The 25578-nt window shown below is 70.6% G+C and carries 21 protein-coding genes; 6 read left to right on the top strand and 15 right to left on the bottom strand.

What is annotated here, in order from left to right:
* Nucleotides 1–62 precede the first annotated feature (62 nt).
* From CRP56_RS31710 to CRP56_RS31695, 4 genes are all read left to right on the top strand, one after another.
* Nucleotides 63–1322: a citrate synthase gene (locus CRP56_RS31710; protein ID WP_097269779.1), complete on the top strand. Its 1260-nt coding sequence runs from the start codon at nt 63–65 to the stop codon at nt 1320–1322.
* 54 nt (nt 1323–1376) lie between these two features.
* Entirely contained in the window at nt 1377–2321 is a 945-nt protein-coding gene (locus tag CRP56_RS31705; protein ID WP_097269777.1) for a sucrase ferredoxin, read from the top strand.
* A gap of 111 nt (nt 2322–2432) precedes the next feature.
* Nucleotides 2433–4097, top strand: a complete 1665-nt coding sequence (locus tag CRP56_RS31700; RefSeq protein WP_441349498.1) for an ATP-binding protein — start codon at nt 2433–2435, stop codon at nt 4095–4097.
* Nucleotides 4097–4777 carry a response regulator gene (locus CRP56_RS31695; RefSeq protein WP_097269773.1) on the top strand — a complete coding sequence of 227 codons (681 nt, stop codon included), beginning with the start codon at nt 4097–4099 and terminating at the stop codon, nt 4775–4777. The genes CRP56_RS31700 and CRP56_RS31695 overlap by 1 nt, the downstream gene beginning before the upstream one ends.
* Nucleotides 4778–4846: 69 nt before the next feature.
* Here CRP56_RS31695 and CRP56_RS31690 read toward each other — a convergent pair whose 3' ends face one another.
* Genes CRP56_RS31690 through CRP56_RS31680 form a run of 3 tightly spaced genes read right to left on the bottom strand, consistent with a single transcriptional unit; the run spans nt 4847 to nt 7632 of the window.
* Complete coding sequence (locus CRP56_RS31690; protein WP_097269771.1) at nt 4847–5902, bottom strand: ABC transporter substrate-binding protein; 1056 nt, start codon at nt 5900–5902, stop codon at nt 4847–4849.
* A gap of 58 nt (nt 5903–5960) precedes the next feature.
* Complete coding sequence (locus tag CRP56_RS31685) at nt 5961–6827, bottom strand: ABC transporter permease (RefSeq protein ID WP_097269769.1); 867 nt, start codon at nt 6825–6827, stop codon at nt 5961–5963.
* Complete coding sequence (locus CRP56_RS31680; RefSeq protein ID WP_097269766.1) at nt 6817–7632, bottom strand: ABC transporter ATP-binding protein; 816 nt, start codon at nt 7630–7632, stop codon at nt 6817–6819. The genes CRP56_RS31685 and CRP56_RS31680 overlap by 11 nt, the downstream gene beginning before the upstream one ends.
* Nucleotides 7633–7793: 161 nt before the next feature.
* Between CRP56_RS31680 and CRP56_RS31675 the strand changes: the two genes are divergently transcribed.
* The gene (locus tag CRP56_RS31675) at nt 7794–8486 is read left to right on the top strand and encodes a response regulator (RefSeq protein ID WP_097269764.1); all 693 of its coding nucleotides are present in this window, start codon (nt 7794–7796) and stop codon (nt 8484–8486) included.
* Nucleotides 8487–8617: 131 nt separating this feature from the next.
* On the opposite strand, the gene CRP56_RS31670 is transcribed toward CRP56_RS31675, so the two are convergent.
* From CRP56_RS31670 to CRP56_RS31645, 6 genes are all read right to left on the bottom strand, one after another.
* On the bottom strand, nt 8618–10210 hold the full coding sequence (locus CRP56_RS31670; RefSeq protein ID WP_097269762.1) for a solute symporter family protein: 1593 nt from the start codon (nt 10208–10210) through the stop codon (nt 8618–8620).
* Entirely contained in the window at nt 10207–10776 is a 570-nt protein-coding gene (locus CRP56_RS31665; RefSeq protein WP_097269760.1) for a DUF485 domain-containing protein, read from the bottom strand. The genes CRP56_RS31670 and CRP56_RS31665 overlap by 4 nt, the downstream gene beginning before the upstream one ends.
* Before the next feature lie 69 nt (nt 10777–10845).
* Nucleotides 10846–11529, bottom strand: a complete 684-nt coding sequence (locus CRP56_RS31660; protein WP_097269758.1) for a response regulator transcription factor — start codon at nt 11527–11529, stop codon at nt 10846–10848.
* Nucleotides 11526–12677, bottom strand: coding sequence for a sensor histidine kinase (locus CRP56_RS31655; RefSeq protein WP_097269756.1), 1152 nt, complete (start codon nt 12675–12677; stop codon nt 11526–11528). Before CRP56_RS31655 ends, CRP56_RS31660 begins: the two co-directional genes overlap by 4 nt.
* Nucleotides 12674–13198 (bottom strand): CcdC protein domain-containing protein, encoded by a 525-nt coding sequence (locus CRP56_RS31650; protein WP_097269754.1) that lies wholly within the window; start codon nt 13196–13198, stop codon nt 12674–12676. The genes CRP56_RS31655 and CRP56_RS31650 overlap by 4 nt, the downstream gene beginning before the upstream one ends.
* A gap of 375 nt (nt 13199–13573) precedes the next feature.
* Nucleotides 13574–15697 (bottom strand): DNA gyrase/topoisomerase IV subunit B, encoded by a 2124-nt coding sequence (locus CRP56_RS31645; protein ID WP_097269752.1) that lies wholly within the window; start codon nt 15695–15697, stop codon nt 13574–13576.
* Nucleotides 15698–16136: 439 nt separating this feature from the next.
* Between CRP56_RS31645 and CRP56_RS31640 the strand changes: the two genes are divergently transcribed.
* Entirely contained in the window at nt 16137–16367 is a 231-nt protein-coding gene (locus CRP56_RS31640; RefSeq protein WP_097269750.1) for a DUF7455 domain-containing protein, read from the top strand.
* A gap of 142 nt (nt 16368–16509) precedes the next feature.
* On the opposite strand, the gene CRP56_RS31635 is transcribed toward CRP56_RS31640, so the two are convergent.
* The 6 genes from CRP56_RS31635 to CRP56_RS31610 form a co-directional block, all read right to left on the bottom strand.
* Complete coding sequence (locus CRP56_RS31635) at nt 16510–17376, bottom strand: S1 family peptidase (protein ID WP_097269748.1); 867 nt, start codon at nt 17374–17376, stop codon at nt 16510–16512.
* Nucleotides 17377–17546: 170 nt separating this feature from the next.
* Nucleotides 17547–19082, bottom strand: a complete 1536-nt coding sequence (locus tag CRP56_RS31630) for an RNA polymerase sigma factor (protein WP_097274640.1) — start codon at nt 19080–19082, stop codon at nt 17547–17549.
* A 442-nt stretch (nt 19083–19524) separates the two neighbouring features.
* Nucleotides 19525–20412 carry a FadR/GntR family transcriptional regulator gene (locus CRP56_RS31625; RefSeq protein ID WP_097269746.1) on the bottom strand — a complete coding sequence of 296 codons (888 nt, stop codon included), beginning with the start codon at nt 20410–20412 and terminating at the stop codon, nt 19525–19527.
* A 162-nt stretch (nt 20413–20574) separates the two neighbouring features.
* Nucleotides 20575–22662: an ABC transporter ATP-binding protein gene (locus CRP56_RS31620; RefSeq protein WP_097269744.1), complete on the bottom strand. Its 2088-nt coding sequence runs from the start codon at nt 22660–22662 to the stop codon at nt 20575–20577.
* Between the two features lie 152 nt (nt 22663–22814).
* Nucleotides 22815–23573, bottom strand: a complete 759-nt coding sequence (locus tag CRP56_RS31615; RefSeq protein WP_097269742.1) for an NUDIX hydrolase — start codon at nt 23571–23573, stop codon at nt 22815–22817.
* A 129-nt stretch (nt 23574–23702) separates the two neighbouring features.
* Nucleotides 23703–25571, bottom strand: coding sequence for a glycogen debranching N-terminal domain-containing protein (locus tag CRP56_RS31610; protein ID WP_257042012.1), 1869 nt, complete (start codon nt 25569–25571; stop codon nt 23703–23705).
* Nucleotides 25572–25578: the final 7 nt, after the last annotated feature.

Here is a 25578-nt window from a genome sequence, read left to right as displayed (position 1 = left end):
GACTGGCTAGCTGTCAATATTGATTGAATCAATATGCAGTCCATACGGATACGGTGTGCCCCATGCGCGATCACGAACCCGCCCCCTCCCTCCACGGGGACCGGCGACTGAGCACCAAAGAGGCCGCAGAGCTGCTGGGCGTGAAGCCCGAGACCGTGTACGCCTATGTCAGCCGCGGGCAGCTCAGCAGCCGACGCGTGCCCGGTGGCCGCGGCAGCACCTTCGACGCCAAGGAGGTCGAGACCCTCGCCCGGCGCAACAAGCGGGAGAGCGGCGGCAGTTCGGGCTCCGGCGGCGAGCTGTCGGTACGGACCCGGATCACGCTCATCGACGCGGACCGGTACTACTTCCGGGGCGTGGACGCGACGGAGCTGGCCGCACGCCACTCCTACGAGGAGATCGCCGAGTGGCTCTGGACGGGGCGGATGCGGCCCGGCGTGGCGTTCACCGCCCCCGAGACCTCCGTCGCCGTCGCCCGCCGCGCCGTGGACGCCCTGCCCGAACACGCCTCGCCCACCGACCGGTTGCGGGTCGCGGCCATCGCCGCCGCGGCCGCGGACCCGCTGCGTTTCGACCTCTCCGAGGACGCTGTGCTGGGCACCGCGCGCAACCTCATCCCCACCCTGGTCGCCGCCCTGCCGCCGGTGCGGATCGGCCACCGCGACGAGGGTTCGCTGGCCGAGCGGCTGTGGGCCCGGCTCAGCGCCCGCGCCGCCGACGAGGCCTCCCTGCGTGTCCTGGACACGGCCCTGGGCCTGCTCGTCGACCACGACCTCGCCGCCTCCACGCTCGCGGTGCGCGTCGCGGCCTCCGCCCGGGCGCACGCCTACGCGGCCGTCTCCGCCGGGCTCGGCGTGCTCGAAGGCCCGCTGCACGGCGCGGCCAGCGGGCTCGCCCACCGGCTCCTCAACGACGTGCTCGAACAGGGCGACGCGGGCCCCGTCATCGCCGACGAACTGCGGGCCGGGCGCCGTGTCCCCGGACTCGGTCACCGCCTCTACCGGGGCGAAGACCCACGCGCGCGTGCCCTGTTCGCCCTGCTGGAGGAGATCCCCCGGGCCGAGCCCGCCCTCCTCGCGGCCCGCGACGTCGTCGCCACCACGGCCCGCCACACCCCGCTGCACGCCAACGTCGACCTGGCGCTCGCGGTGCTCACCGCCTCCTCGGGGATGCCCGCCACGGCCGGCGAGACGATCTTCGCCGTCGCCCGGACGGCGGGCTGGATCGCGCACGCCCTGGAGGAGTACGGCGAGCGCCCGCTGCGCATGCGGCCGAGCGGGCTCTATGTCGGCGCCAAGCCCCCTCAGCCCCTCCCCGAGTAGCGCACCAGCGCGCCCGGAAGTCACCGTCGAGCAAGTCAGGTTAGGCTCACCTCTGTGAGTACGTGCTCAACCGTCTCCCGGGACCTCGCCGAGCCCATCGCGGGCACCGCGGCCTCCGCCAGGACCTGGCTGCTCCTGGAACAGCCCGGCCCCTGGGGCGCGCACGCGCTCACGTCGAGCCATCTGGACCCCGTGCTGGGCCGCGCCCTGGAGAAGGCGGCCAAGGGCACGGGCGTCCGCATCGCCCTCATCCGCCGCCCGGGGCGGCACGCCGACTGCGGTACGCCGTCCGCACGCCAGGTGTACGTGTCCCACACCGCCCCCGGAAGCACCTGGCTGCGCAGCGCCACGATCCGCGATCCGGAGCGCCTGCTCGACCTGGATTTCGCCGCGCTCGGCGCCGGCGACCACCGCAGCTTCGACGCGGCGCTGGGCGGGCGGGCCCACACCGGCGCCCCGCTCGCCCTCGTCTGCACCAACGGCAAGCGCGACCGCTGCTGCGCCCTCCTGGGGCGGCCGCTCGCGGCCGAACTGTCCAACTCCGGGGTCGAGGGCGTGTGGGAGGTCACCCATCTGGGTGGACATCGCTTCTCGCCGACGCTGCTCGTCCTGCCGTACGGCTACGCGTACGGCCGTGTCGGGGCCCATGCCGTCAAGGAGATCCTGCACAGCGCCCAGGAGGGCCGGATCGTCGTGGCGGGGTGCCGCGGGAGCTCGGCCTGGGAGCGGCCGGGGCAGGCCGCCGAGCTGGCCGTGCGTGCGGTGGCGGACGAGTACGCGGCGGACACGCTCACCATCGTGCGGGCGGAGGGCGGGGCACCGCGCTGGGAGGTGACCGTCGCCCACGTGGACGGGCGCCGCTGGCGGGTCGTCGTGGCCCAGGGCGCGTCCCTGCCGCCCCGCGCGGAGAGCTGCGGGACGTCGGTGCTCGGCTCGCCCGCGCGGATGGACGTGGTGGCGGTGCGGGAGTTGACCGCCCCCTCGGCCCTGGCGAGCTGAACCAGCCGAACAAGGTGGTCAAGGGCCTCGTCCACCGATCAAGTGCATTGATCAAGAGATCCATGCCACACCCCTACGGCAGCCCGCACCCCTCCGCGTACCGTCATGGGTATGAGCCGCCCCACTCCCCCCGCTCGACGCCTCCGCCTCGGGCTGCCGCGGCGGATGTTCTCGCAGGTGCTGCTGATGCAGCTCGCGATCGCCGCGGGAGTCACGGTGCTGGCGACCGGGCTGTTCCTCGCACCGCTCAGCAACCAGCTGGACGACCAGGCCATGCGCCGGGCCCTCGCCATCGCGCAGACGACCGCCGAGCAGCCCCAGATCGCGAAGGACCTGCAGACCACGCCCTACTCGGCCGACGGGCCGGTCCAGAAGGAGGCCGAGCGGATCCGCAAGGCCACCAAGGCCGAGTACGTCGTGATCATGAACAAGGACGGCGTCCGCTGGTCGCACACCGACCCGGAGGAGATCGGCGCCAAGGTCTCGACCGACCCCGCGCGGGCGCTCGCGGGCGAGGAGGTCATGGAGATCGACGAGGGCACCCTCGGCCGCTCGGCCCGCGGCAAGGTGCCCCTGCGCGACAGTGACGGCACCATCATCGGGGCGGTCTCGGTCGGCATCGCGTACGACAGTGTCCGGGCCCGCCTGATCCACGCCATCCCGGGCCTGCTCGCCTACGCCGGCGGCGCCCTGGCCGTCGGCGCGCTGGCCGCCTGGCTGATCTCCCGGCGGGTCCAGCGGCAGACCCGTGACCTGGCCTTCTCCGACATCTCGGCGCTGCTCGCGGAGCGCGAGGCGATGCTCCACGGCATCAGGGAGGGCGTCGTCGCCCTGGACCGCACCGGCCGCGTCCGGCTCCTCAACGACGAGGCACAGCGGCTGCTGGGCATCGGCGACGAGGCCGTGGGCCGCTCCCCCGACGAGGCGCTCGGCGCGGGCCGTACGGCCGACGTGCTGGCCGGCCGGGTGACGGGCACCGACCTGCTCACCGTCCGCGGCCAGCGGGTCCTGATCGCCAACCGCATGCCCACTGACGACGGCGGTGCCGTGGCGACCCTGCGCGACCGTACGGAACTGGAGCAGCTCGGCCGCGAACTCGACTCCACACGCGGGCTGATCGACGCCCTGCGCGCCCAGGACCACGAGCACGCCAACCGCATGCACACGCTGCTCGGACTGCTCGAACTGGAGATGTACGACGACGCCGTGGAGTTCGTAGGAGAGGTCGTCGGCGACCACCGCGCCACCGCAGAGCAGGTCACCGAAAAGATCAAGGATCCGCTGCTCGCCGCGCTGCTGGTGGGCAAGGCGACCGTCGCGGCGGAGCGCGGGGTCGCCCTGTGGATCTCGGACCGCACCCGGCTCCCGGACCGCCTGATCGACCCCAGGGGCATCGTCACGGTGGTCGGCAACCTGGTCGACAACGCGCTGGACGCCGTAGGAGGCAAGCCGCACGCGCGCGTGGAGGTGGAGTTGCGCGCCGAGGGCCGTACCGCCGTCCTCAGGGTGCGCGACACGGGGCCCGGCATTCCGGCGGAGCAGCGCGAACTGGTCTTCACCGAAGGGTGGTCCACGAAGAAGCCGCCCGCGCACGGCAAGCGCGGCATCGGGCTCTCCCTGGTGCGGCGGCTGGCCGAACGGCAGGGTGGCAGCGCCGCCGTGACCGAGGCCGACGGCGGGGGCGCGGAGTTCGTCGTCGTCCTGCCCGAGGCGCTGGCGGGGGACGATCTGGAGCCCGCGCTGACCGTTCCGGCCGCCCCCGAGGAGGAGTCGTGATGATCGAGGTGTTGGTCGTGGACGACGACACGCGGGTCGCGCGGGTCAACGCCGCCTACGTCGAGAAGGTCCCGGGCTTCCATGTGGCGGGCGAGGCGCACAGCGCCGCGGAGGCGCTGCGCCAGGTGGAACTGCTGCCCCGCGTCGACCTGGTCCTCATGGACCACTACCTGCCCGACGAGACGGGTCTGTCGGTCGTCCAGGAGATGCGCCGCCGCGGCCACCAGACCGACGTGATCATGGTGACGGCGGCCCGGGACATCTCGACCGTGCAGGCCGCGATGCGCCACGGCGCGCTCCAGTACCTGGTCAAGCCGTTCGCCTTCGCGGGGCTGCGCGCCAAGCTGGAGGCGTACGCCGAACTGCGCCGCACGCTCGACGGCGGGGGCGAGGCGGAACAGGCGGAGGTGGACCGCATCTTCGGGGCACTGTCCACGCCGTCCGAGCCCGACCTGCCCAAGGGCCACTCCCCCACGACCGCGGAACTCGTCCGGCAGTCCCTGATGAACGCCGAAGGGCCGTTGTCGGCCCAGGAGATCGCCGAGCGGACGGGGGTGAGCCGGCAGACCGCCCAGCGCTATCTGAAGCTCCTGGAGCGCACCGGACGGGCCCGGCTCACCCTCAAGTACGGCGACGCGGGCCGCCCGGAACACCGTTACGTGTGGGCGACCCGCGCCTGAAGGCACGGCCCGTGGGGGCGGGGGAAGGAACCGTGCCCTCCGTCTATACGGATGCCGGCGTCCCGGACTTCAGTCGGTGACCTTGTCCACGAACTCGGTCGTGTACGTCTTGTCGAGGTCGACGTCGGCCTTCTGGACGGCGGGGTTGAACGCCTTGAGCACCTTCTCGACGGTCTCGGGGCCGTTCTTGGGCATCACCCCGTCGTCCGTGAACATCGGCAAGGTGCTGTCGATGGCCGAGGCGTAGAGGACCTTGTTGCCCTGCGAGTAGTCGGCGGGCATCTTCGCGGCGATCTCGGCGGCGCTGTGGGTGGACATCCACTTGAGCGTCTTGACGAATGCATTGGCCATCTTCTGGACGGTGTCCTTGTGTGCATTCACCCAGTCCGTCTGCATGTACAGACTTGACGAGGGATACGGGCCGCCGAGCGCCGCCTGGGATCCCGCGGGCGTGCGCATGTCGAGGAGGACCTTGCCCGCCTTCTTGTCGAGGATCGTCGCGACGGTCGGGTCGGTCGTCATGCCGCCGTCGATCGCGCCCTGCTGGAGCGCCGAGATGAAGGTCGGTCCGGCCCCGACGGCGACCGGGGTGAACTCGCTGACCTTCACGCCGTTCTTGACGGCGAGGTACTTGGTCAGGAAGTCGGTCGACGAGCCGAGACCGGTGACGCCGAGCTTCTTGCCCTTGAAGTCCTTGGGCGAGGTGATGTCGTCCGCCTTCTTGGTGGACACGATCTCCACCTCGCCGGGCGCGTGCGAGAACTGCACGACGGACTCGACATGCTTGCCCTTCACCTGGAGGTCGAGCGTGTGGTCGTAGAAGCCGACCGCGCCCTGGACCTGGCCGGAGACGAGCGCGGTCTCGGCCTGGACACCGGCGGGTTCGCTCAGCAGCTCCACGTCGAGGCCCTCGGCGTCGAAGTAGCCGAGCCGCTGGGTGAGCATCGCGGGCAGGTAGATGACCTTGTCCAGGCCGCCGACCATGATCTTGACCTTCGTGCCCTTGCCGTCGCCCTGGCTGCCGGAGGAGGCCGTGCTGGCCGCGTCATTGGCACAGGCGGTGAGCGAGGAGAGAGCGAGCAGGCCGGCGGCGGCCAGGGCGGAGTATCTGGCGGTCTTGCGCATGAGGGTTCACGTCCTTGTGAAGGGGAGAAGGCGAAGAGAGGAGCGGGGACGGCTCGGGTCAGCTGTCCGAACCCGTCGGCTTCCAGCGGAAGATGCGGCGCTCGGCGAAGGTGAGCAGCCCTTCGGCGACGAGCGCGACGACGGCGAGGATGACCATCGCGGCGTACACACCGGCCGCGTTGAAGGTGCCCTGCGACTGCGCGACGAGCAGGCCGATGCCTTTCGTGGCACCGATGTACTCGCCGACGATCGCGCCGATGAGGGCGAAGCCGAAGCTGACGTGGAGGCTGGTGAAGATCCACGAGGTCGCGGACGGGATGACCACCTGAAGCGTCACCCGCCGGTCGCTCGCGCCGAGGATGCGCGCGTTGGCGACGAGGTTGCGGTCGACCTCACGGGCGCCCTGGAAGGCGTTGAAGAAGACCGGGAAGAAGACGAGCACGACCGCGGACGCGACCTTGGAGGCGGGGCCGAGGCCGAACCAGATCACGAAGATGGGTGCGAGGACGATCCTGGGGATCGAGTTGAGCACCTTGATGTATGGACCAAGGACATCGGCGAGAAAGGTGATCCGCCCCAGAGCAATACCGAACACCACACCGGCGGCCACCCCGAAGACCCAGCCGAGCAGCGCCTCGTGGAGCGTGTACCAGATCTGTTCGCCCAACGACCCGAGCGCGGTCCCGTGTGTCACCCAGGTCCAGATCTGGTCCCAGATCTTCGAGGGCATCGAGAAGTTGAACGGATCGATGACGTCGGCACGCGCGAGCACCTCCCACAGCCCGAGGACCATGACCAGGAGCAGCGCCCGCGAGGCCGCGACGACGATCTTGCGTCTGCGAGCGGCACGCGCGCGTGAATGGGCGCGGTCCGGGGCCGTCTTGGCCGTGTCGACGACCGGTGTGCTGAGGACCTCAGGCGACATGGGCGGCACCCCTCTCGCGTGTGATGCGGACCTCTTCGCCGAGGGACTCCCAGATCTCGCGGTAGATCTCGATGAACCGCGGCTCCAGGCGCACCGACTCGACCTTGCGCGGGCGCGGCAGGTCGATGTCGAACACGTGCTTTACGGTGGCCGGCCCGGCGGTCATCACGACGACCCGGTCGGCCAGCGCGATGGACTCCTCCAGGTCGTGGGTGACGAACACGACGGAGGCACCGGTGCCCTCCCACAGCTCCAGCAGTTCGTCCGACATCAGGGCCCGGGTCTGCACGTCGAGCGCCGAGAACGGCTCGTCCATCAGCAGGATCTCGGGGTCGTTGACGAAGGTCGCGGCAAGCGCGACCCGCTTGCGCTGGCCGCCGGAGAGCTGATGCGGATAACGGTCCTCGAAGGCCGACAGCCCGACCCGGGCCAGCCACTCCCGCGCCTTCTGCTTCGCCTCGGCCTTCGGCACACCGCGAAACCGCGGGCCCGCCATGACATTGGACAGGACCGTGCGCCAGGGGAAAGTGGCGTCCTGCTGGAAGACGAACCCGACCTTGTCCCCCACGCCGCGGACCGGTTCCCCGGCGACCACGACGTCCCCCTCGGTGGGTTCTTCGAGGCCGCTGACCAGGGTCAACGTGGTGGACTTGCCGCAGCCGGTGGGGCCGACGACAGCCACGAACTCGCCACGCCGGACCGTGAGATCAAGTCCCCGGACCGCCGTGTGCAGGCCCCCCGAGGGGGTCCTGAACGTCTTGCTCGCGCCCCGCAGCTCGATGGCGGGGCTGGTGTCTGCGCTCATGGCCGGGGACGGTAGGTGCGACCCGGGTCACAGCATCAGCCTTCTGAGCGCATGCCGTTCTTTTGCTTGCAACAGCCTGTTGTGCTCGTTTTGCGCGCGCTACAACAGCGGAGCCGAAACACGGGCTTAACGCCCGCCAGGCCTTGACAGAAAGAGGCCCGATGATTGACGTCCTGGTCGTGGACGACGACTTCCGCGTTGCAGAGATCAACGCCAAGTACGTGGGAAAGGTTCCCGGTTTCCGGGTCGCCGCCCGCGCCCACACCGCCGCGCAGGCCCTGGCGGCCGTCCAGCGCGGCTCCATCGACCTGGTCCTGCTCGACCACTACCTGCCCGACCAGACGGGCCTCCAACTCGTGCACCGCATGCGGGAACAGGGCCACGGCACCGACGTCATCATGATCACCGCTGCCGGCGATGTCACGACCGTCCAGACCGCGATGCGCCTGGGCGCCCTGCACTACCTGGTCAAACCGTTCACCTTCGCCGCGCTGCGCTCCCGCCTCGACTCCTATGCCGCCCTGCGCCGCACCGTCGACCGCGTCGGCGGCCGCGGCGTCGCCGGTCAGGAACAGGTCGACCGGATCTTCGGCGCCCTGCGCACCACGCCCGCACCGCCGTCACCAGGCCTGCCGAGCGGCCACTCGGAGCCGACGACCGACCTCATCTGCCACGTCCTCCACCACGCCGACCACCCCCTCTCGGCCCACGAGGTCGCCGCCGAGACCGGCCTGAGCCGCTCCACCGCCCAGCGCTACCTCCGCCACCTCGAACAGGCCGGCCGCCTCCGCCTCTCCCTCAAGTACGGCGACACGGGCCGCCCGGAACACCGGTACGCGTGGGTGGCGCCGTAGGTGTACGGCTGCTGGTGCGGCGGTCGTACGAGGATGAAGAGGCTGTACGAGCGTGACGGCGTGGAACGTCGTACGCCGGCGAGGGCGCCGTACGACGTTGAAGACGCGATACGCCGATGGCGGCGCCGTCTTTACGCCGCCCCCGCCCCCGTCAGTGACCGCACCTCGGTCTCCGCGTGCTTGGCCTCGTCCGCCACCTCCGCCGAGGTGACCGTGCCGAGCCAGCCGGCGACGAAGCCCAGCGGGATCGAGACGAGGCCGGGGTTCTGCAACGGGAAGTACTGGAAGTCGACACCCGGGAACAGCGATTCCGGGCTGCCCGAGACCACCGGTGACAGCAGCACGAGCACCATGGCCGGGATCAGCCCGCCGTAGACCGCCCAGACCGCGCCACGGGTGGTGAAACCCCGCCAGAAGAGCGAATAGAGCAGCACCGGCAGGTTGGCCGACGCCGCGACCGCGAAGGCGAGGCCCACCAGGAAGGCGACGTTGAGATCCCGGGCCAGCAGGCCGAGGGCGATCGCGACCACGCCGATCCCCACGGAGGCGACCCGTGCCACGGCGACCTCGCTGCGGGGCTTGGCGTCCCGGCGTCGCAGGGATGCGTACAGGTCGTGGGCCACGGACGCCGAGGAGGCCAGGGTGATGCCGGCGACCACGGCCAGGATCGTGGCGAAGGCGACGGCGGCGACGATGGCGAACAGAACCGTTCCACCTGTGGAGTCCGCGCCGCCACCCAGGTCGAGGGCCAGCAGCGGGACGGCCGTGTTCCCGGCCGCGTTGGACCCGCGCACCGCTTCCGGTCCCACGATCGCGGCCGCCCCGAACCCGAGGACGATCGTCATCAGATAGAAGCCGCCGATGAGCCCGATCGACCAGACCACCGAGCGACGCGCCGCCCGCGCGGTCGGGACGGTGTAGAAGCGCGACAGGATGTGTGGCAGCCCTGCCGTGCCGAGAACGAGGGCGAGCCCCAGGCTGATGAAGTCGAGGCGCGCGGTCCAGTTCTCGCCGTACTTCAGCCCGGGCGCCAGGAACTTCTCGCCATGCCCGCTGCGCTCGGCGGCGCTGAGCAGCAGTTGGTCGAAGTCGCCGTGGAAGCGCACCAGGACGAGCACGGTCAGTGCGATGGTGCCGCCGAGCAGCATGACCGCCTTCACGATCTGAATCCAGGTGGTGGCCCGCATCCCTCCCAACGACACATAGATCACCATGAGCGCGCCGACGCCGATGACGGTCCACGTCCGCGCCGCCTCGCCGGTGCCCCCGAGCAGCAGCGCCACCAGGCTCCCCGCACCCACCATCTGCGCCACCAGATACAGAACGGACACGGCGACCGAGGAAGTTCCCGCCGCGATCCGTACCGGCCGCTCGTTCATCCGCGCGGCCACCACGTCGGCCAGCGTGAACCGTCCGCAGTTGCGCACCAGCTCCGCGACGAGGAAGAGCACCACCAGCCACGCCACCAGGAAGCCCACCACGTACAGCATCCCGTCGTACCCGAAGAGCGCGATCAGCCCCGTGACGCCGAGGAACGACGCCGCAGACATGTAGTCGCCTGCGATGGCAAAACCATTCTCCATCGGCGAGAACAACCGCCCGCCCGCGTAGAACTCCTCCGCCGAGCCGTGCCGGTTGCGGCTCACCCATGTCGTGATCGCCAGCGTGACCGCGACGAACACGCTGAACAGCAGCAGCGCCAGCGTCTGATGATCGCCGGTCACGACCCACCACCCCGGATCCCGCGCGTCAGCTCCTGCGTGTCCCAGCGCAGCTCCAACGCCGCCCGGTCCCTGCGCAGCCGGGCATGCCGGGCGTACGCCCAGGTCAGCAGGAACGTGGTGAGGAACTGGCCGAGCCCCGCGACCATCGCCACGTTCACCGCGCCCGCCACCGGCCGGGCCATCAGACCCGGTGCGGTCGTCGCGGTCACGACGTACCCCACGTACCAGCCGAAGAACCCGACGAACGCCGGCACCACGAACCGCCGATACCGACTGCGCACCTCCTGGAACGCCGCGCTGCGCTGCACCTGGAGATACACATCCGCAGCCGCGTCCACACGCTCCGTACGCCCTGCCTCGACGGCCGACAGCGGGACGGCCGCGCCCGCACCGGCCCCCGCGCCGGTCGATTCGCCCCAGCCGGAGGCGAGTGCGTCGTACCAGGGATCGTCGTACCTCACCGCCGCGGACGCCTCGAGGAGGGCCGGGTCGAACCCGTCGTGGTTTTCGGCCGCGCTTTCGGGACCACCCCTGGCGCCGCGGGGCCGACCATTGCTTGACTGCATGCCCAAGGATGGACAGAACGGGAAGATCCCCGACTCTTCTTCCCTTCGCGCTTCACCCCATCAGGTGATTCAACCCGTGGGAGGCCGCACAAGCCCCTTCGCATAGGCGTAACGCACCGCCTGTGCCCGGTCCTTGAGCCCGGTCTTGGCGAACATGTTGTTGATGTGGGTCTTCACGGTCGCCGTGGAGACGTGCAACCTGCGGGCGATCTCCTGGTTGCTGAGCCCTTCGGCGATCAGGAGCAGCACTTCCGTCTCCCGCGTGGTGAGCCCGTCCGGGGGCTCCGCGGGTTCGGCCGACTGGGGCTCGGGTTCCGACAGCCGCTCCAGCAGCCGCCGTTGGACGCTCGGCGACAACCCGGCGTCCCCGGACAGCACGCTGTGCACCGCCCGCACGATCTCGTCGCCTCCCGCGTCCTTGGTGAGATAGCCGCGCGCTCCCGCCTTCAGCGCCGGGAAGAGCGATTCGTCGTCCCCGAACGTCGTGAGCACCACCACCTGGGTCCCCGGGTGTTCGGTACGGATCCGCCGGGTCGCCGCCACGCCGTCACAGCGGGGCATGCGCAGGTCCATCAGCACCACGTCCGGAGCGAGTTCGGCGACCAGCCGCACCGCCTCGTCCCCGTCTGCGGCGGCTCCGACGACCTCGACCCCCGGCAGCAGTCCGAGCAGCATCACGATGCCCTCGCGGACGACGGTCTGGTCGTCCGCGACCACCACCCGCGCGACCTTGCCGTCGAACTCCTCCGTCATACGGGCACCTTCAGCGTCACCGTGAATCCCTCCTCGTCCGGCCCGGCGTCCAGCGAACCGCCGAGCAGTTCGGCACGCTCCCGCATGCCCAGCAGACCGTATCCGCCTCCCGTGGCGGTGAGCTCGCCCGACAATCCCCCCGAGTCCCGTACGTCCAGGGTCACTTGATGCTCCCCGTAGGCCAGCCGAAGCCGCACCTTGGCGCCCGGCGCATGTTTGCGGACGTTGGTCAGGGCCTCCTGGGCGACCCTCCGCACCGCCTGCGAGGCCTCGACCGGCAGGGCTCTGCGCTCACCCGTAATGGTGACCTCGGCTCCCGCACTCGTCTCCACGAGCTGGGTGAGGAAGTCCTCCAACGGAGTCATGTCCCCGCGCAGGGCCGACAGTGCCTGCCGGGTCTCGGTGAGCCCGTCCCGCGCCATGCCCCGTGCCGCCACGACCCGCTCCAGGATCTGGTCCCGGTCCGCCCCCCGCTCGATCAGCAGCCGCGCGGCCTCCAGATGCACGAGCTGCGCTGAAAGACTGTGGGCCAGCACGTCATGGATCTCCCGGGCGATACGAGCCCGCTCCGCCAAGGCGGCCGATTCCGCTTCAGCCGCCCGCGCGGCGCGCTCCTGGGCGAGCAGTCGCTGGGTGCTGCCCCGGGACTCGGCGTCAAGGCGCAGCGTGTACCCGGCGAGGGCCAGTCCGAGGCAGGTGACCACGGTCGTCAGCACATCGTCGTCGTTGACGGCTCCGTAGGCGCCGAGCGCGATCACCGCGACCGGCGCGGCAACGGCCAGGGGCAGTCGCTCCAGCGAGGCGACGGCGGACGCGCACCAGATCACGAGGGCCGGTACGGGCAGCCCGGAAACCTGGGCGAGGACAGCGACTCCCTGGAGCAGCCCCAAGGACAGCAGGGCGGGCCAGAGCCGGTGCTGGAGCGTGGACCGGTAGAACGCCCACGCCAGCAGGCCGGCGACGACGAACCCGCCGGCACCCGCGGCGACTCTCCAGCCATGAGCCGAGCTGCTCGTCAGGGCACCCCACAGCAGCAGGGAGAGGAGCAGCAGCCGCACTCCCCAGGCCAGCAGGCGCCGAGGCCGCGAGAACCCCTCGCGCCCGAGCGCCTCCCGGGACGGCCAGCGTGTCCACACGTTCTCCGTCACACACGCTCCTTCCAGGCGGACCGGGGCACGGCGTCACCGTACGCCGAACCCCGTACGGAAGCCTGGTGCGGAGACTGGGCACGCCAGGCGAGGACGCCCGCGCGCACGAGCAGCGTGGCAGCCAGGGCGAGGAGCAGGGCGGACGACTCCTGGTGGATGCCGAGCGCGGCGCCGAGAGCGTAGAGGCCGACGCGGAGGGCTATGCCGACGAGCCAGACCAACCCGCTCGCCTTGGTGCTCTTGCTCCACACGGCGCCGTCGGGCTCCGTCCATACGCGGGAGGTCCAGGCCCAGGCTGCGCCGGTGGCGAGACCGATGAGCAGCTCTGCCGTGAGCAGGGCTACCGAGGCGGTGTGGTGGTGGGCGTCTATGAGGCCGGGTTCGCGCAGCGCGACCACGGCCAGCACGACCGGCAGCAGCCACCAGCGCCGCTCGGTGTCGATCCGCTGCGCGCGGAACTGGCGCGCGATCACCACGACGACTACGGCCGCGATCATGAATCCGTCGACGAGCCCGGACATCGGTGCCTCCGTGAGCGAAAGGGGACGCTGCCGACAGCGAGCGCTGCCGACGCCTTCGACGCTACGGAAATTCGCAGGTCAGCGGATCGGCGCTGGGGTGGATCGAAGGTGGAGGCGGGGAGACGGGGGGCGTCCACCCAGGGGTGGAGAACCCGAAGGACCGTGGGCCCGAACCAGGCGTCGGAGCAGGGCATCCGGGCAGGGGTCAGTCCCAGAGGTCGAACCGGGCTGGGACTGAACCGGGGCTAGGGCTGGGAAGGGGACTGGGCCGGCCTCGGATCCACATCCAGTCGGGACGAGGCCGACCTCGGATCCGCATCCGGTCGGACCGAGCCAGCCCCGCCCGGCCAAAGCCAAGCGCAGCGCCCCGCAGCACTACGCGTCGATACGCGACCGATCCAGCGTCGCCGCCGAGCTGGAGATGAACTCCTTGCGCGGCGCCACATCGTTGCCCATCAACAGGTCGAAGACCTGCTCGGCGGCCTCCAGGTCGGAGAGGTTCACCCGGCGCAGGGTGCGGTGGCGCGGGTCCATGGTCGTCTCCGCCAGCTGGTCGGCGTCCATCTCACCGAGACCCTTGTAGCGCTGGATGGAGTCCTTGTACCGGATGCCCTTGCTCTGGAACTCCATGAGCTTGTCGCGCAGCTCGCGGTCCGAGTACGTGTAGACGTACTTGTCCTGCCCCTTCTTGGGCTGGACGAGCTCGATGCGGTGCAGCGGCGGCACCGCCGCGAAGACCCGTCCCGCCTCGATCATCGGCCGCATGTAGCGCTGGAACAGCGTGAGCAGCAGGGTCCGGATGTGGGAGCCGTCCACGTCGGCGTCGGTCATCATGATGATCTTGCCGTAGCGGGCCGCGTCGATGTCGAAGGTCCGGCCCGACCCTGCTCCTATGACCTGGATGATCGCCCCGCACTCGGCGTTTTTGAGCATGTCGGTCACGGACGACTTCTGGACGTTGAGGATCTTGCCGCGGATCGGCAGCAGCGCCTGGAACTCGGAGTTCCGGGCCAGCTTCGCCGTACCCAGCGCGGAGTCTCCCTCGACGATGAACAGCTCGCTGCGGTCGACGTCGTCGCTGCGGCAGTCGGCGAGCTTGGCGGGCAGCGACGAGGACTCCAGGGCCGTCTTCCGGCGCTGCGCGTCCTTGTGCTGGCGGGCCGCGATGCGCGTCCGCGCGGCGGCGACGACCTTCTCCATGACGACCCGGGCCTGGGCCGCGGCGTCGCGCTTGGTGGAGGTCAGGAACGCCTTGAGCTCCTTGGAGATCACGGTGTTCACGATGCGGCGGGCCGCCGAGGTGCCGAGGACCTCCTTGGTCTGGCCCTCGAACTGCGGCTCGGCGAGGCGGACCGTCACGACCGCCGTGAGCCCTTCCAGGGCGTCGTCCTTGACGATGTCGTCCTCGGCGACGCGCAGCAGCTTCTTGGCGCGCAGCACCTCGAGCATGGTGCTCGTCACCGCGGTCTCGAAGCCGGCCACGTGGGTGCCGCCCTTGGGGGTGGCGATGATGTTCACGAACGACTTCAGTGTCGTGTCGTATCCCGTGCCCCAGCGCAGCGCGACGTCGACGTCGAGCTCGCGGGTGACCTGGGTGGGCGTCATCTGGCCGTGCTCGTCGAGGACGGGGACGGTCTCCCTGAAGGTGCCCTGGCCGGAGAAGCGGAGGACGTCGCAGACCGGCTTGTCGGTCGCCAGGTACTCGCAGAACTCGCTGATGCCGCCGTCGAAGCGGAAGGACTCCTCGCCCTTGCTGCCGCCCTCGCCGAGCCCGAACTCGTCGCGTACGACGAGGGTGAGGCCGGGGACGAGGAACGCGGTCTGGCGTGCTCGCTGGTGGAGGTTCTCCAGGGAGAGCTTGGCGTCCTTGAGGAAGATCTGCCGGTCGGCCCAGTAGCGCACGCGCGTGCCGGTGCGGGTCTTGGGGATCTTCTTGGCCTTGCGCAGGCCACTGGTGGCGTCGAACTTCGCGTCGGGTCCCGCACCGGCGAAGGCACCGGGAACGCCGCGCCGGAAGCTGACCGCGTGGGTGTGCCCGTTGCGGTCCACCTCGACGTCCAGCCGCGCGGACAGGGCGTTCACCACGGAGGCGCCCACGCCGTGCAGACCGCCGGAGGCCGCGTAGGAGCCGCCTCCGAACTTGCCGCCGGCGTGCAGCTTGGTCATGACGACCTCGACGCCGGACAGACCGGTCTTGGGTTCGACGTCGACCGGGATGCCTCGGCCGTTGTCACGGACCTCTACCGACCCGTCGTCGTGGAGGATGACCTCGATGTGGTCGCAGTAGCCCCCGAGGGCCTCGTCCACGGAGTTGTCGATGATTTCCCACAGGCAGTGCATCAGGCCACGACTGTCGGTCGAGCCGATGTACATGCCCGGGCGCTTGCGCACGGCCTCGAGTCCCTCGAGGACGAGGAGGTGCCGCGCGGTGTAGTTGGAACCGTCCCGGTCTGCTCCTGCCAGCAGCGCTGTGGACGGCACGGACGTTTCGGCGGTCACGCGGTTCGCTCCTCGCTGAATTTCAGATGTGGCCCTTGTGGGTAAGGGCGCGGCTTCGGCCGCCGCCAAGAGGGTACCGAGGCCTGGTAGAGCCGTTGTAACGCCACCCTCGTCAAAACTCACACTAGTCCAGAGTCGCATGCATGTTCGATCCCTCGATGGAGTGAAGTACATATCACGTTCCCTTCGGGGCATGAACCATTTAGGCTCCGGGCACGTCCTCATGAACAACCGGCAACCCAGCCGGGAGGACCGACATCGATAGACAGCGCGAACCCGTAAGACACATAGACACGCAATACGGCACATTCGCCGCCACCGGCAGCAGACGGCCGGCCTCGAAAGATTTTTTTGAGGAAAAGCCCCGAGCGGGAACGTTTTAGGGCTGGTTGGATGTTGACCCTGGTACGACAGCTCGTCGAGCTAGAGAAGAGGCGACGTGACTACTGTTCTGACCCCCGCGAGCCCGTTGACGGCCGCCGATCGCTGCGACCGCTGCGGCGCCCAGGCATACCTGCGCGTCGTCCTGCTCAGCGGCGGTGAACTGCTCTTCTGCGCCCACCACGGTCGCAAGTTCGAGCCGGAACTCAAGAAGATCGCCGCTGAGATACAGGACGAGACGGAGCGGCTGACGACTGCTCCCGCATCCGCCTCCGAAGAAGAGCGCTGACACTTCGCACCCACGACGAGCCAGCACCGGCACAGGCCGACATGCGGACGGCCGCCCCTGAAAGCAGGGGCGGCCGTCCGTGCTCATACCGGCGATCACCTCGCACAACCGTCGAGGCCGCCGGCAAGCGTTCATGGCCCCGTCACGCCCCTTCAGGGCCCGTGCGAGCCTTCTCCTGCCCTGCCGCCCACCCGAGCGTCCGTACGACGTCGGATACACGCGTATAGACGCCAGGGCTGCCCGGTAGCGCACAGCCACTCCCCCAGGACACCAGCCCGATCAGCCGCCCCTGGGCGACCAACGGCCCACCGCTGTCCCCCTGACAGGCGTCACGGCCGCCCTGTTCCTCCCCGGCGCAGAGCATCGAGTCGGCGGCATAGGCGCTGTCCCCGGTGCCCGGATAGGCCCGCTCGCACAGGCTGTCGGACAGCACATGGATGCGGGCGGCCCGCAGACTGTGCGCGTAGTCGCCGCTGCCTGTGACATCGCCCCACCCGTAGACCGTCGCCTCCGTGCCCGGCGCGTACGCCGGGTCGCCGTCGGCCGCCATCGTGATGAGCGAGTCGTCGGACAGCGGCTCGGCGAGGCTGAGCACCGCGAAGTCCCCGGCGTTGGTGGCCGGGTCGTAACCCGGGTTCACCCAGGTGTCCCGTACGGGGATCTCCCGGCCCTCCTCCGAGAGCAGGTCCGTGCGGCCTGTGATGACTTTGAAATCGCGCACCCGGTTGGGCGGTGCCCCCAGGACGTCCTCCCCCACGCAATGGGCCGCGGTGAGCACTGCGGTCCGGCCGATGGCCACGCCGCCGCAGAACTGCCCCGCGCGCGTACCCCCGAACCGGTCACGACTGGACAGCGCCACGGTCCACGGGCCGTCCGAGATGTCGACGGGAAATCCGCCTACGACGATGCTGTCGGCGGCCACAGGGGCGGCGGACGCCAGCGGTATGGCACCCGCCACGGCCGCCAGGACCAGCGACCGGTTCAGCGCCCGGGCAAAAGGACGACGCATGCACATTCCTCACTCTGGGTCGGACTTGGGAAACCCAGAGTGATCCAAGCCGCCGCGCCCCGCACCCGCTGAACCGAGCCCGCGGCCCGCCACACCGCCCGCGCCCGCCCAGCACGAAGGCCCGGTTCCCTGGGCGGGGAACCGGGCCTTCGACGTCGTACGACCGCGTCCTAGTCGAGGTAGTCGCGCAGCACCTGCGAACGCGACGGGTGGCGCAGCTTCGACATGGTCTTGGACTCGATCTGGCGGATGCGCTCACGCGTCACGCCGTACACCTTGCCGATCTCGTCGAGGGTCTTCGGCTGACCGTCGGTGAGACCGAAGCGCATCGAGACGACGCCCGCCTCGCGCTCGGACAGGGTGTCGAGGACGGAGTGCAGCTGCTCCTGGAGGAGCGTGAAGCTGACCGCGTCGGCCGGGACGACCGCCTCGGAGTCCTCGATGAGGTCACCGAACTCGCTGTCGCCGTCCTCGCCCAGCGGAGTGTGCAGGGAGATGGGCTCACGGCCGTACTTCTGGACCTCGATGACCTTCTCGGGGGTCATGTCGAGTTCCTTGGCCAGCTCCTCCGGGGTGGGCTCGCGGCCCAGGTCCTGGAGCATCTGGCGCTGCACGCGCGCGAGCTTGTTGATGACCTCGACCATGTGCACCGGGATACGGATGGTGCGGGCCTGGTCGGCCATCGCTCGGGTGATCGCCTGACGGATCCACCAGGTGGCGTACGTGGAGAACTTGTAGCCCTTGGTGTAGTCGAACTTCTCGACCGCGCGGATCAGACCGAGGTTGCCCTCCTGGATGAGGTCCAGGAAGAGCATGCCGCGGCCGGTGTAGCGCTTGGCCAGGGAGACCACCAGACGGAGGTTGGCCTCCAGGAGGTGGTTCTTGGCGCGGCGGCCGTCCTCGGCGATGATCTCCAGCTCGCGCTTGAGCTTCGGGGCGAGCTTGTCGGCGTTGGACAGCTTGTCCTCGGCGAACAGACCGGCCTCGATGCGCTTGGCGAGCTCGACCTCCTGCTCGGCGTTGAGGAGCGGGACCTTACCGATCTGCTTGAGGTAGTCCTTGACGGGGTCCGCGGTGGCGCCGGCGACGGCGACCTGCTGGGCCGGCGCGTCGTCCTCGTCGTCGTCGGAGAGGACGAAGCCCTTGCTCTCGCCGCCCTCCTCTTCCTCTTCGCCGGGCTTGATGTCCTCGAGAACCTCGTCCTCGATGACCTCCGCGTCGTCCTTGCCGGCGGTCGTCTTCTTGGCCGTCGCCTTCTTCGCGACGGTCTTCTTCGCGACGGCCTTCTTGGCGGGCGTCGCCTTCTTTGCAGCGGCCTTCTTCACGGGAGCCTCGCCCTCGGCGGAGGCCTCGACGGCGGGCGCCGCCGGGGTGGCGGTGGCAGTGGCCTTCTTCGTGGTCACCGTCTTCGCCGCGACCGTCTTGGTGGCGGTGCGCTTGGCCGGACTCTTCGCTGCGACGCTCTTTCGGGTGCGCTTGGGCTCCGCGGCACTGACCATCAGCGTCACACCCTCTTCCTCGAGGATCTGGTTGAGGCTGCGCAGTACGTTCTTCCACTGAGTGGCCGGAATCTGGTCAGCTTCGAAGGCCCGACGCACATCGTCGCCGGCGATCTGCCCCTCAGCCTTTCCCCGCTCAATCAGAGCCATGACAGAGACGGACTCGGCGATCTCCGGCGGGAGCGTACGGGATGTGCTGGCCGACACGAACAACCTCTCGGAACGTTGGAAAACGGCTTCCGGCCCCGTCCGGGATGGACAGGAACCGACCACCGGCCGTGGGGATGGGCCGACGGTGCGGGCGGGGGCCGGGAAGATGCACAGCGCCATACATGGCGTCCGTATTCCCTCCGCGGCTGTCACCTCTTAGGTCATCGCGTTGTTTCCGCGAGCGTTACGCCCAATCTGCGTGGCCCGAGTCACACCCCGTAAGCGCTCAAAAACGGTCAGACACGGACAGAGGGAGTCACCTGTGAGCGCCGACAGGAAGAAAACATCTTGCGAACCACCTCGCGAACCCCTTCGCCCGCACCGTCGGACCCCGCAGGATTCCGAAGGATCCTGCGGGGTCCGACGGGAGGCGGCCCTTCGGCCGGACGATGCCCAGGAGGGGGAGGCACCTTCCGGCCGCGCCGCCCGCGGTGTGCGGTCAGTGCTCGCGCGGCGCCGGCACCACGCGCTCCACCTCGGGGTGGACGGTCAGCAACTGGCGCATGGCGGACTCCGCGGCCATGGCGTCGCCGGCGGCGAGGGCGTCGACGATCCTGCCGTGCTGTGCCAGGGAGGCCTCGTTCGGACGGTCGCACCCGGTGACCGGTCCGCCGGACACCTGGAGCGCGGCCGACACGATCCCGGAAAGGTGCTCCAGCATGCGGTTGCCCGCGACCTGGATGAGCAGGGAATGGAACTCGGCGTCCGCGCGCGAGAACGTCAGCGCGTCACCCTGCGCCATGGCGTGCCCCATGATCTCCACCATGTCGGCGAGCCGCTGCTGCACCTCCTCGCGCCCATGGCCGGCGGCGAGACGCGCGGCGAGCGGCTCGATCGTCCAGCGCAGCTCGCTCAGCTCGCGCCGCTGGTCGTCGCGCTGCGGCCCGAAGGCCCGCCACTCGATGATGTCCGGGTCGAGGAGGTTCCAGTCGCTGACCGGGCGCACGCGCGTGCCGACGTTCGGGCGGGCGCTGACCAGGCCCTTGGCCTCCAGGACGCGGAGAGACTCGCGGACGACGGTGCGGGAGACCTCGAAACGCTGGCCGATCTCCTCGGGCACCAGCGGGCGGTCGGCGCCCAGGTCGCCCGAGACGATCATCTGTCCCAGCTGCTGGACGAGTTGGCCGTGCAGTCCGCGTCCACGGCTGCCCGCGGCGCGTCGGCCCACGCGGCCCAGCTCGGGTTCCGCGGCGTCCCAGGCGGAGGCGCCGAGGCGGTCTGCGGCGGGCGCATCCGCGAAGGGGTAGCGGTCGAGTTCGCCCGGGCCGGCGAGACCGGAGTCGGCGGAGCGGGCGGCGGTCATCATGGTGTGCGCAAGGGTACTCACGGATCCTTTGTCGGCGCCGTCCCCAACTCCCTTGAGGTCTTTGGTGAAAAGCACACGAAAGGGTGATCGCTCACCCCGTCGCAATTGACGCCTTATCGGAAAGAAATGGGCTTTCCCTGGGGAGTTGCGCACAGAGCGGGATCGGAAGGTCACGGACGGTCGTCATCGGACTCTGCTTCGCAGCGTCGTGAGCAGATATGCGCAGAGCAGGGCCGTCAAAGACAACGTCAGCGCCCCGCCCACGGGTTGGCCGATCACCCGCGCCACGGCGGACAGATAGCGCTCTCCGCCGAAGGGCCACTGGAGCAGAAACGTCTCACGCAGCCGCATCGGGAACCCTGCGGCCGTCCGCACAGCCGGTCCTTCGAAGGCCTTTTGTACGAGGGGTACGACTACGACGGGTACGGCGACCACGGCGGCCAGCCCCGCCGTGGTGGACCGGAAGATGCCCGCGGCCAGCACCCCCGCCCAGGCACAGCCCACGACGAGCCCCGTCCAACTCGCGCCCAGCGACAGCCAGTCGACGGGAACTCGCGCGAGCTCCCGTCCGTACACGAGATAGAGCACTTCGGCGTCGCAGCCCACGGTGAGGAAGGCCAGCAGCAGCGCGGTGACGGCGGAGACGACGAGTTTGGCCGCCAGCAGCCCCAGCCGACGGGGCACGCTGCCGCGGTCCGCCGCCAGCGCGGTGTGGCGGAACTCATCGCCGAAGGCGAAAGCCCCGAGCAGCCCCGCCCCGAGCGCCGCGGGCGGCAACGGCAGCTCCCGCGGCCACGCGGCCAGCAGCCGGTGCTGCGGGGTGTGACCGATGCGGGCGAGCAGTACGGCGGTCAGGGCGGACACGACCAGCACGGCGGCCCCCGTGAGAAACCCGGTCCCGACCCCGGCCGCGCGCCGCACCTCGTACCGGAGCGGGCGGAGGGGGCTGGGGGCGGGGCGGACGGAGATGGGGGGTGGAAGCTCGGAGATGGCGATGGGCTTGGCGGTCACTGGGGGGTGGGTGATCTGTGCGGGGGTTGACGTGGCCTTGGGATCGGCGGGAGGCGAGGGCTGCCGAGCGGAGGTTCGCGTTGCCTCGGGATCAGCGGGAAGCGCGGGCTGTACAGGGGTTTCTGATGGTGGTGAGTCCGTCAGGGGTTGTTGTCCGGCGGTGCTGAGGGCCGTCGGTTCCGGCGAAGGGTCGCCTGTCCCTTGAGCGACGTCTACTTGTTCGGGGCGGTCGATCTCGGCCGGGTGCGTGGAAGGCGTGCCGGAATTCTCCGCGGCATCGTCTTCTGCGGGAACGGCAGTCGCGACCGCGTCCGCCGGAAGGGCGTCGGAAGCCCACCTGGCCTCCGTGGTGGGCCCTTCGTCCCATGGTGACGCTCCCGCGCCCGGCCCCATGTCGCCGATCTCGTCCGCGAGTTGGTGGACGAGCACACCATGGCGGAACGCGATCTCGCCGACGTCGGCGCAGGTGCTGCCGTACACGGAGAGGCGGTTGCCGCCCTCGCGGACGACCTCGACGGAGCGGTGTGCCGTGCGGGCTTCCTTGGCGAGGAGGGCGGCGAGGCGGGTGGCGTGCGGGGTGCGGACGGCCACTCGAGGGCGCAGCCGGGTGCGGGAGAAGTCGGCGGCCTCCTGGTCGGCGACGAGTCTGCCCTCGTCGAGGGTGACGACCCGGTCGGCGGTGCGGGCGGCCTCTTTGGGGTCGGCGGTGGTGATGAGCACGGTGCCGCCCTGCGTCGCGTGGGCGCGCAGCATGCCGTACAGCCACCTGCTTTCCCGGGCGGAGAGCCCCTCGGCGGGGTGGTCCAGGACGAGCGTGTGCGGATCGGACAGCAGGACGCAGGCCAGGCCGAGGCGGCGGTCCATGCCGCGCGACAGCGTGCCGAGCCGTTCCTCGCGCAGGCTGACGAGACCGACGACCTCCAGCACCTCGTCGGCCCGCCGTACCGGAACCCCAGCGGCGGCGCACAGCATCCGCAGGTGTCCTCGCACCGTGCGCGCCGGGTGGCCCGGCACATCGCCCAGGAGCACGCCGACTTCGCGCGAGGGATGGGCGAGCCGGTGCAGGGGGCGGCCTCTGAAGTAGGTGACGCCACGGCCCTGTTGGAGTTCGAGCATGAGTCTGAGCGTCGTCGTCTTGCCCGACCCCGGCGCACCGAGCAGCGCGGTGACGCGGCCTGCCCGGGCTTCGAAGGAGACGTCGTCGACGGCGGGCGGAAGCTCCTTGCGGGGGTTGCTGGTCAGTCCGAAGGCCTGGATCACCCGCAGCAAGATAGCGCGCTATGTCCGTTTTTTCGGTACCGCAAGGCCCGCTCCGCGGGCGGTAGTCAGGCCTTTCGGACCAGTGTTCGCCGCCCAACCACGCCTACGGACACCGCCCGATACCTCACCGCCCGCGAAACCCCAGGTCCGCGTCACACCTCGGGGCGCAGCATCGGCGGGTTGAGGAGGGTGGCGCCGCCGGCCCGGAAGAGCTGCGCGGGGCGGCCGCCCTGCCGTGTGGTCGTACCGCCGGTCGGGACGAGAAAGCCTGGCGTCCCCGTCACCTTGCGGTGGAAGTTGCGCGGGTCCAGCGCCACCCCCCACACCGCTTCGTAGACGCGGCGCAGCTCTCCCACGGTGAACTCGGTGGGGCAGAACGCCGTGGCCAGCGACGAGTACTCGATCTTGGAACGGGCGCGTTCCACACCGTCTGACAGGATCTGCGCGTGGTCGAAGGCGAGCGGTGCGACCGGTTCGCCGTCCCGGCCGTAGCCCCCTTGCTGGAGCAGTTCCTCGACCGGCGCCCAGCGCGCGTTGCTGGCGTCGCCGCCCGCCCGGGGCGCGGGCAGGTCGGGGGCGAGCGCGAGGTGCGCGACACTGACCACCCGCATCCGAGGGTCCCGCTTGGGGTCGCCGTAGGTCGCGAGCTGCTCCAGATGGGCGCCGTTGTCCTGCGCCGGGGCGGCCGGGTCGTGGGCGCGCAACCCCGTCTCCTCGGCGAGTTCGCGGGCCGCCGCCTGCGACAGGTCCTCGTCGGCCCGCACGAAACCGCCGGGAAGCGCCCAGCGCCCCTGGAAGGGCGGTTCGCCCCTGCGTACCGCCAGCGCGCACAGAGCATGACGGCGCACGGTCAGCACGACCAGGTCCACGGTGACAGCGAAGGGCGGAAAGGCTGACGGGTCGTAGGACATGCGGCGATCATAGTCGTCTGCCTGACGATAAACACTCCCTTCGTCGGCCGCATCGATGGCTGATCCACTTCCGTCCGCCACGCGCTCCTCGTCTGCTCCCGACGGGCCGCAGCTGCATGTCGTACGAGGTCACACTCCCAGTTGCAGTCCGTCGGCCGCCTCTTCGACCATGGCCAGACCGAGGCGGCCGACCCGAACGGAGAAAGGGGCACCCGCGATCCGCAGCCCGGTCAGGACGATCTCTCCCAGCGGCGCACTGCGTACGGGACGCAAGGTGACCGTCCCTGCCGGGGCGTCGGGCCGGATGCCCGCGAGTGTGGTCAGCAGCATCACCCCCGCGGCGGCCGCCGTGGCCGCGGGCCGGCAGGCCGCCGGGTGCGGGACGGGTGCGCTCACGTCGGTGCGCTGCTCCCCCGCGTACATCTCGGGCAACCGGTGGCCGAAGGTCTCGGCCGCCGCCAGCGTGCCCCGGAGGAGTGACGTCGCCTGTTTCTCGTACCCGGCGGCGGCCAGGCCCGCGACGGCGACCACTGTCTCCTGCGTTCTGACGGCGCCCCCTCGGTGGCCGAACGGGTTGTACCCCGCCTCTTTCGCACCCAGCCCGCGCAGCCCCCAGCCCGAGTCCATGGCGGGCCCGCCGAGCAGTCGGGCGAGCTGTTCGGTCTGCACCTTGTCGAGCAGCCCGGGGGCCAGCTCGCCGCCGCCCAGCAGACCGGTGTCGAGGAGGTGGACGGCCGCCGCGCCGAGGTGCGGGACCGGACGGCCGTCCGGAGCACGGGCTGCCGCGGGTCGGCCGCCGCCCAGGTCGTCGATCCAGAAGTCTTCCCGGAAGGCGGCCCGCAGCCGCTGCGCCCACTGCCGCAGCCCGGCACCACCCGGTCTGCCAAAGGTGTCCAGCAGATCGGCGCCGAGCAGGGCCGCGCGATGGGCGTGTGCCTGCGTCTCGCAGCGCTGGGGCCCGCCGGGCTGCGGATCGCACAGGTAGGGAGCGTCGCCGACAGTGGTGCGCAGCCAGGTCAGACAGCGTTCGGCGGCGGGCAGGAACTCTTCCGTCTCGACCTCGGGCAGGCCCCAGCGACGGGCTTCGGCGAGCAGCACCGGGAAGAGCAGCGTGGCTTCCGTGCCGGTGCAGCTCGGGGGCAGATGTGTACCCGCGTCGCGTCTGGGCCCGGGAATCATGCCGGACTGCGCGCCCGGGCCCTGGAGCTGGGTGCGAGCGAGGGTGCGCAGGGTGCCCGCGGCGAGGCGGGTGCCGAGCGGCAGGGTCATGCGGGCGGCGGCGAGCGCGTCGGCCGGTGAAAGGCCGCAGCGCCAGGGTGCGCCGGCGGCGAGGTGGGTGTCGGTGGGGTGTGCGGGGTCGCGCAGCAGCAGGGCCTGAAGATCCTCGATGCTCGTTCGCATGAGGTGCTGGGCCCTGTGATCGTCGCCCATCGCACGGGCGGGAGCGAGAGGGCTCGTCGCCGCCCGGCCCACGGCGCGGACGGGTCCCGCGCCGTCCGGGCGGACCCGCAGCTCGACGCTCGCACTGCCGCCCGGCGGCATGACGAACTCCCAGCGCAGCAGACCGGCCGAAGCCAGCGCGTCGGCGGGCGGCGGGTCTGCCGTGACCGACGCGCTCCCGAGGGGCGACGACCAGCGCAGGCCGGAGTCATGGACGCTCGCGGGCAGTTCGGGTCCCGGGCCACCGGCCGCGATGGCGCCCAGGTCGGCCAGATCCGTGCCGAGGGCCACCTCGACCGGCAGCCGGAGCGGACGAACGGCCGCGCTGTGCAGGGTGATCCGCTCCGTACCGTCAGCGTGCCGGATGCGCTCGACGAGCACATCCGGGTCCGGGCCCACATGCGGAGAGGTACGGACGGCGCCCAGGAACCGCGCGCTGTCGGCTGCGGTCATCCGCGCCTGCACCGCGAGCGGTTCACGCCCGGCCACCCGCACCTGACAGCGCGACAGCACACGCCGACCGGCCCGGTAGAACCCCTCCAGCCCGCGACCGGTCAGCTGCCCT

Source organism: Streptomyces sp. TLI_55 (assembly GCF_900206255.1).
GTDB lineage: Bacteria > Actinomycetota > Actinomycetes > Streptomycetales > Streptomycetaceae > Streptomyces > Streptomyces aquilus.
Note: the sequence above shows the minus strand (reverse complement) of the source record. Positions and strands in the feature narration are given on the sequence as shown.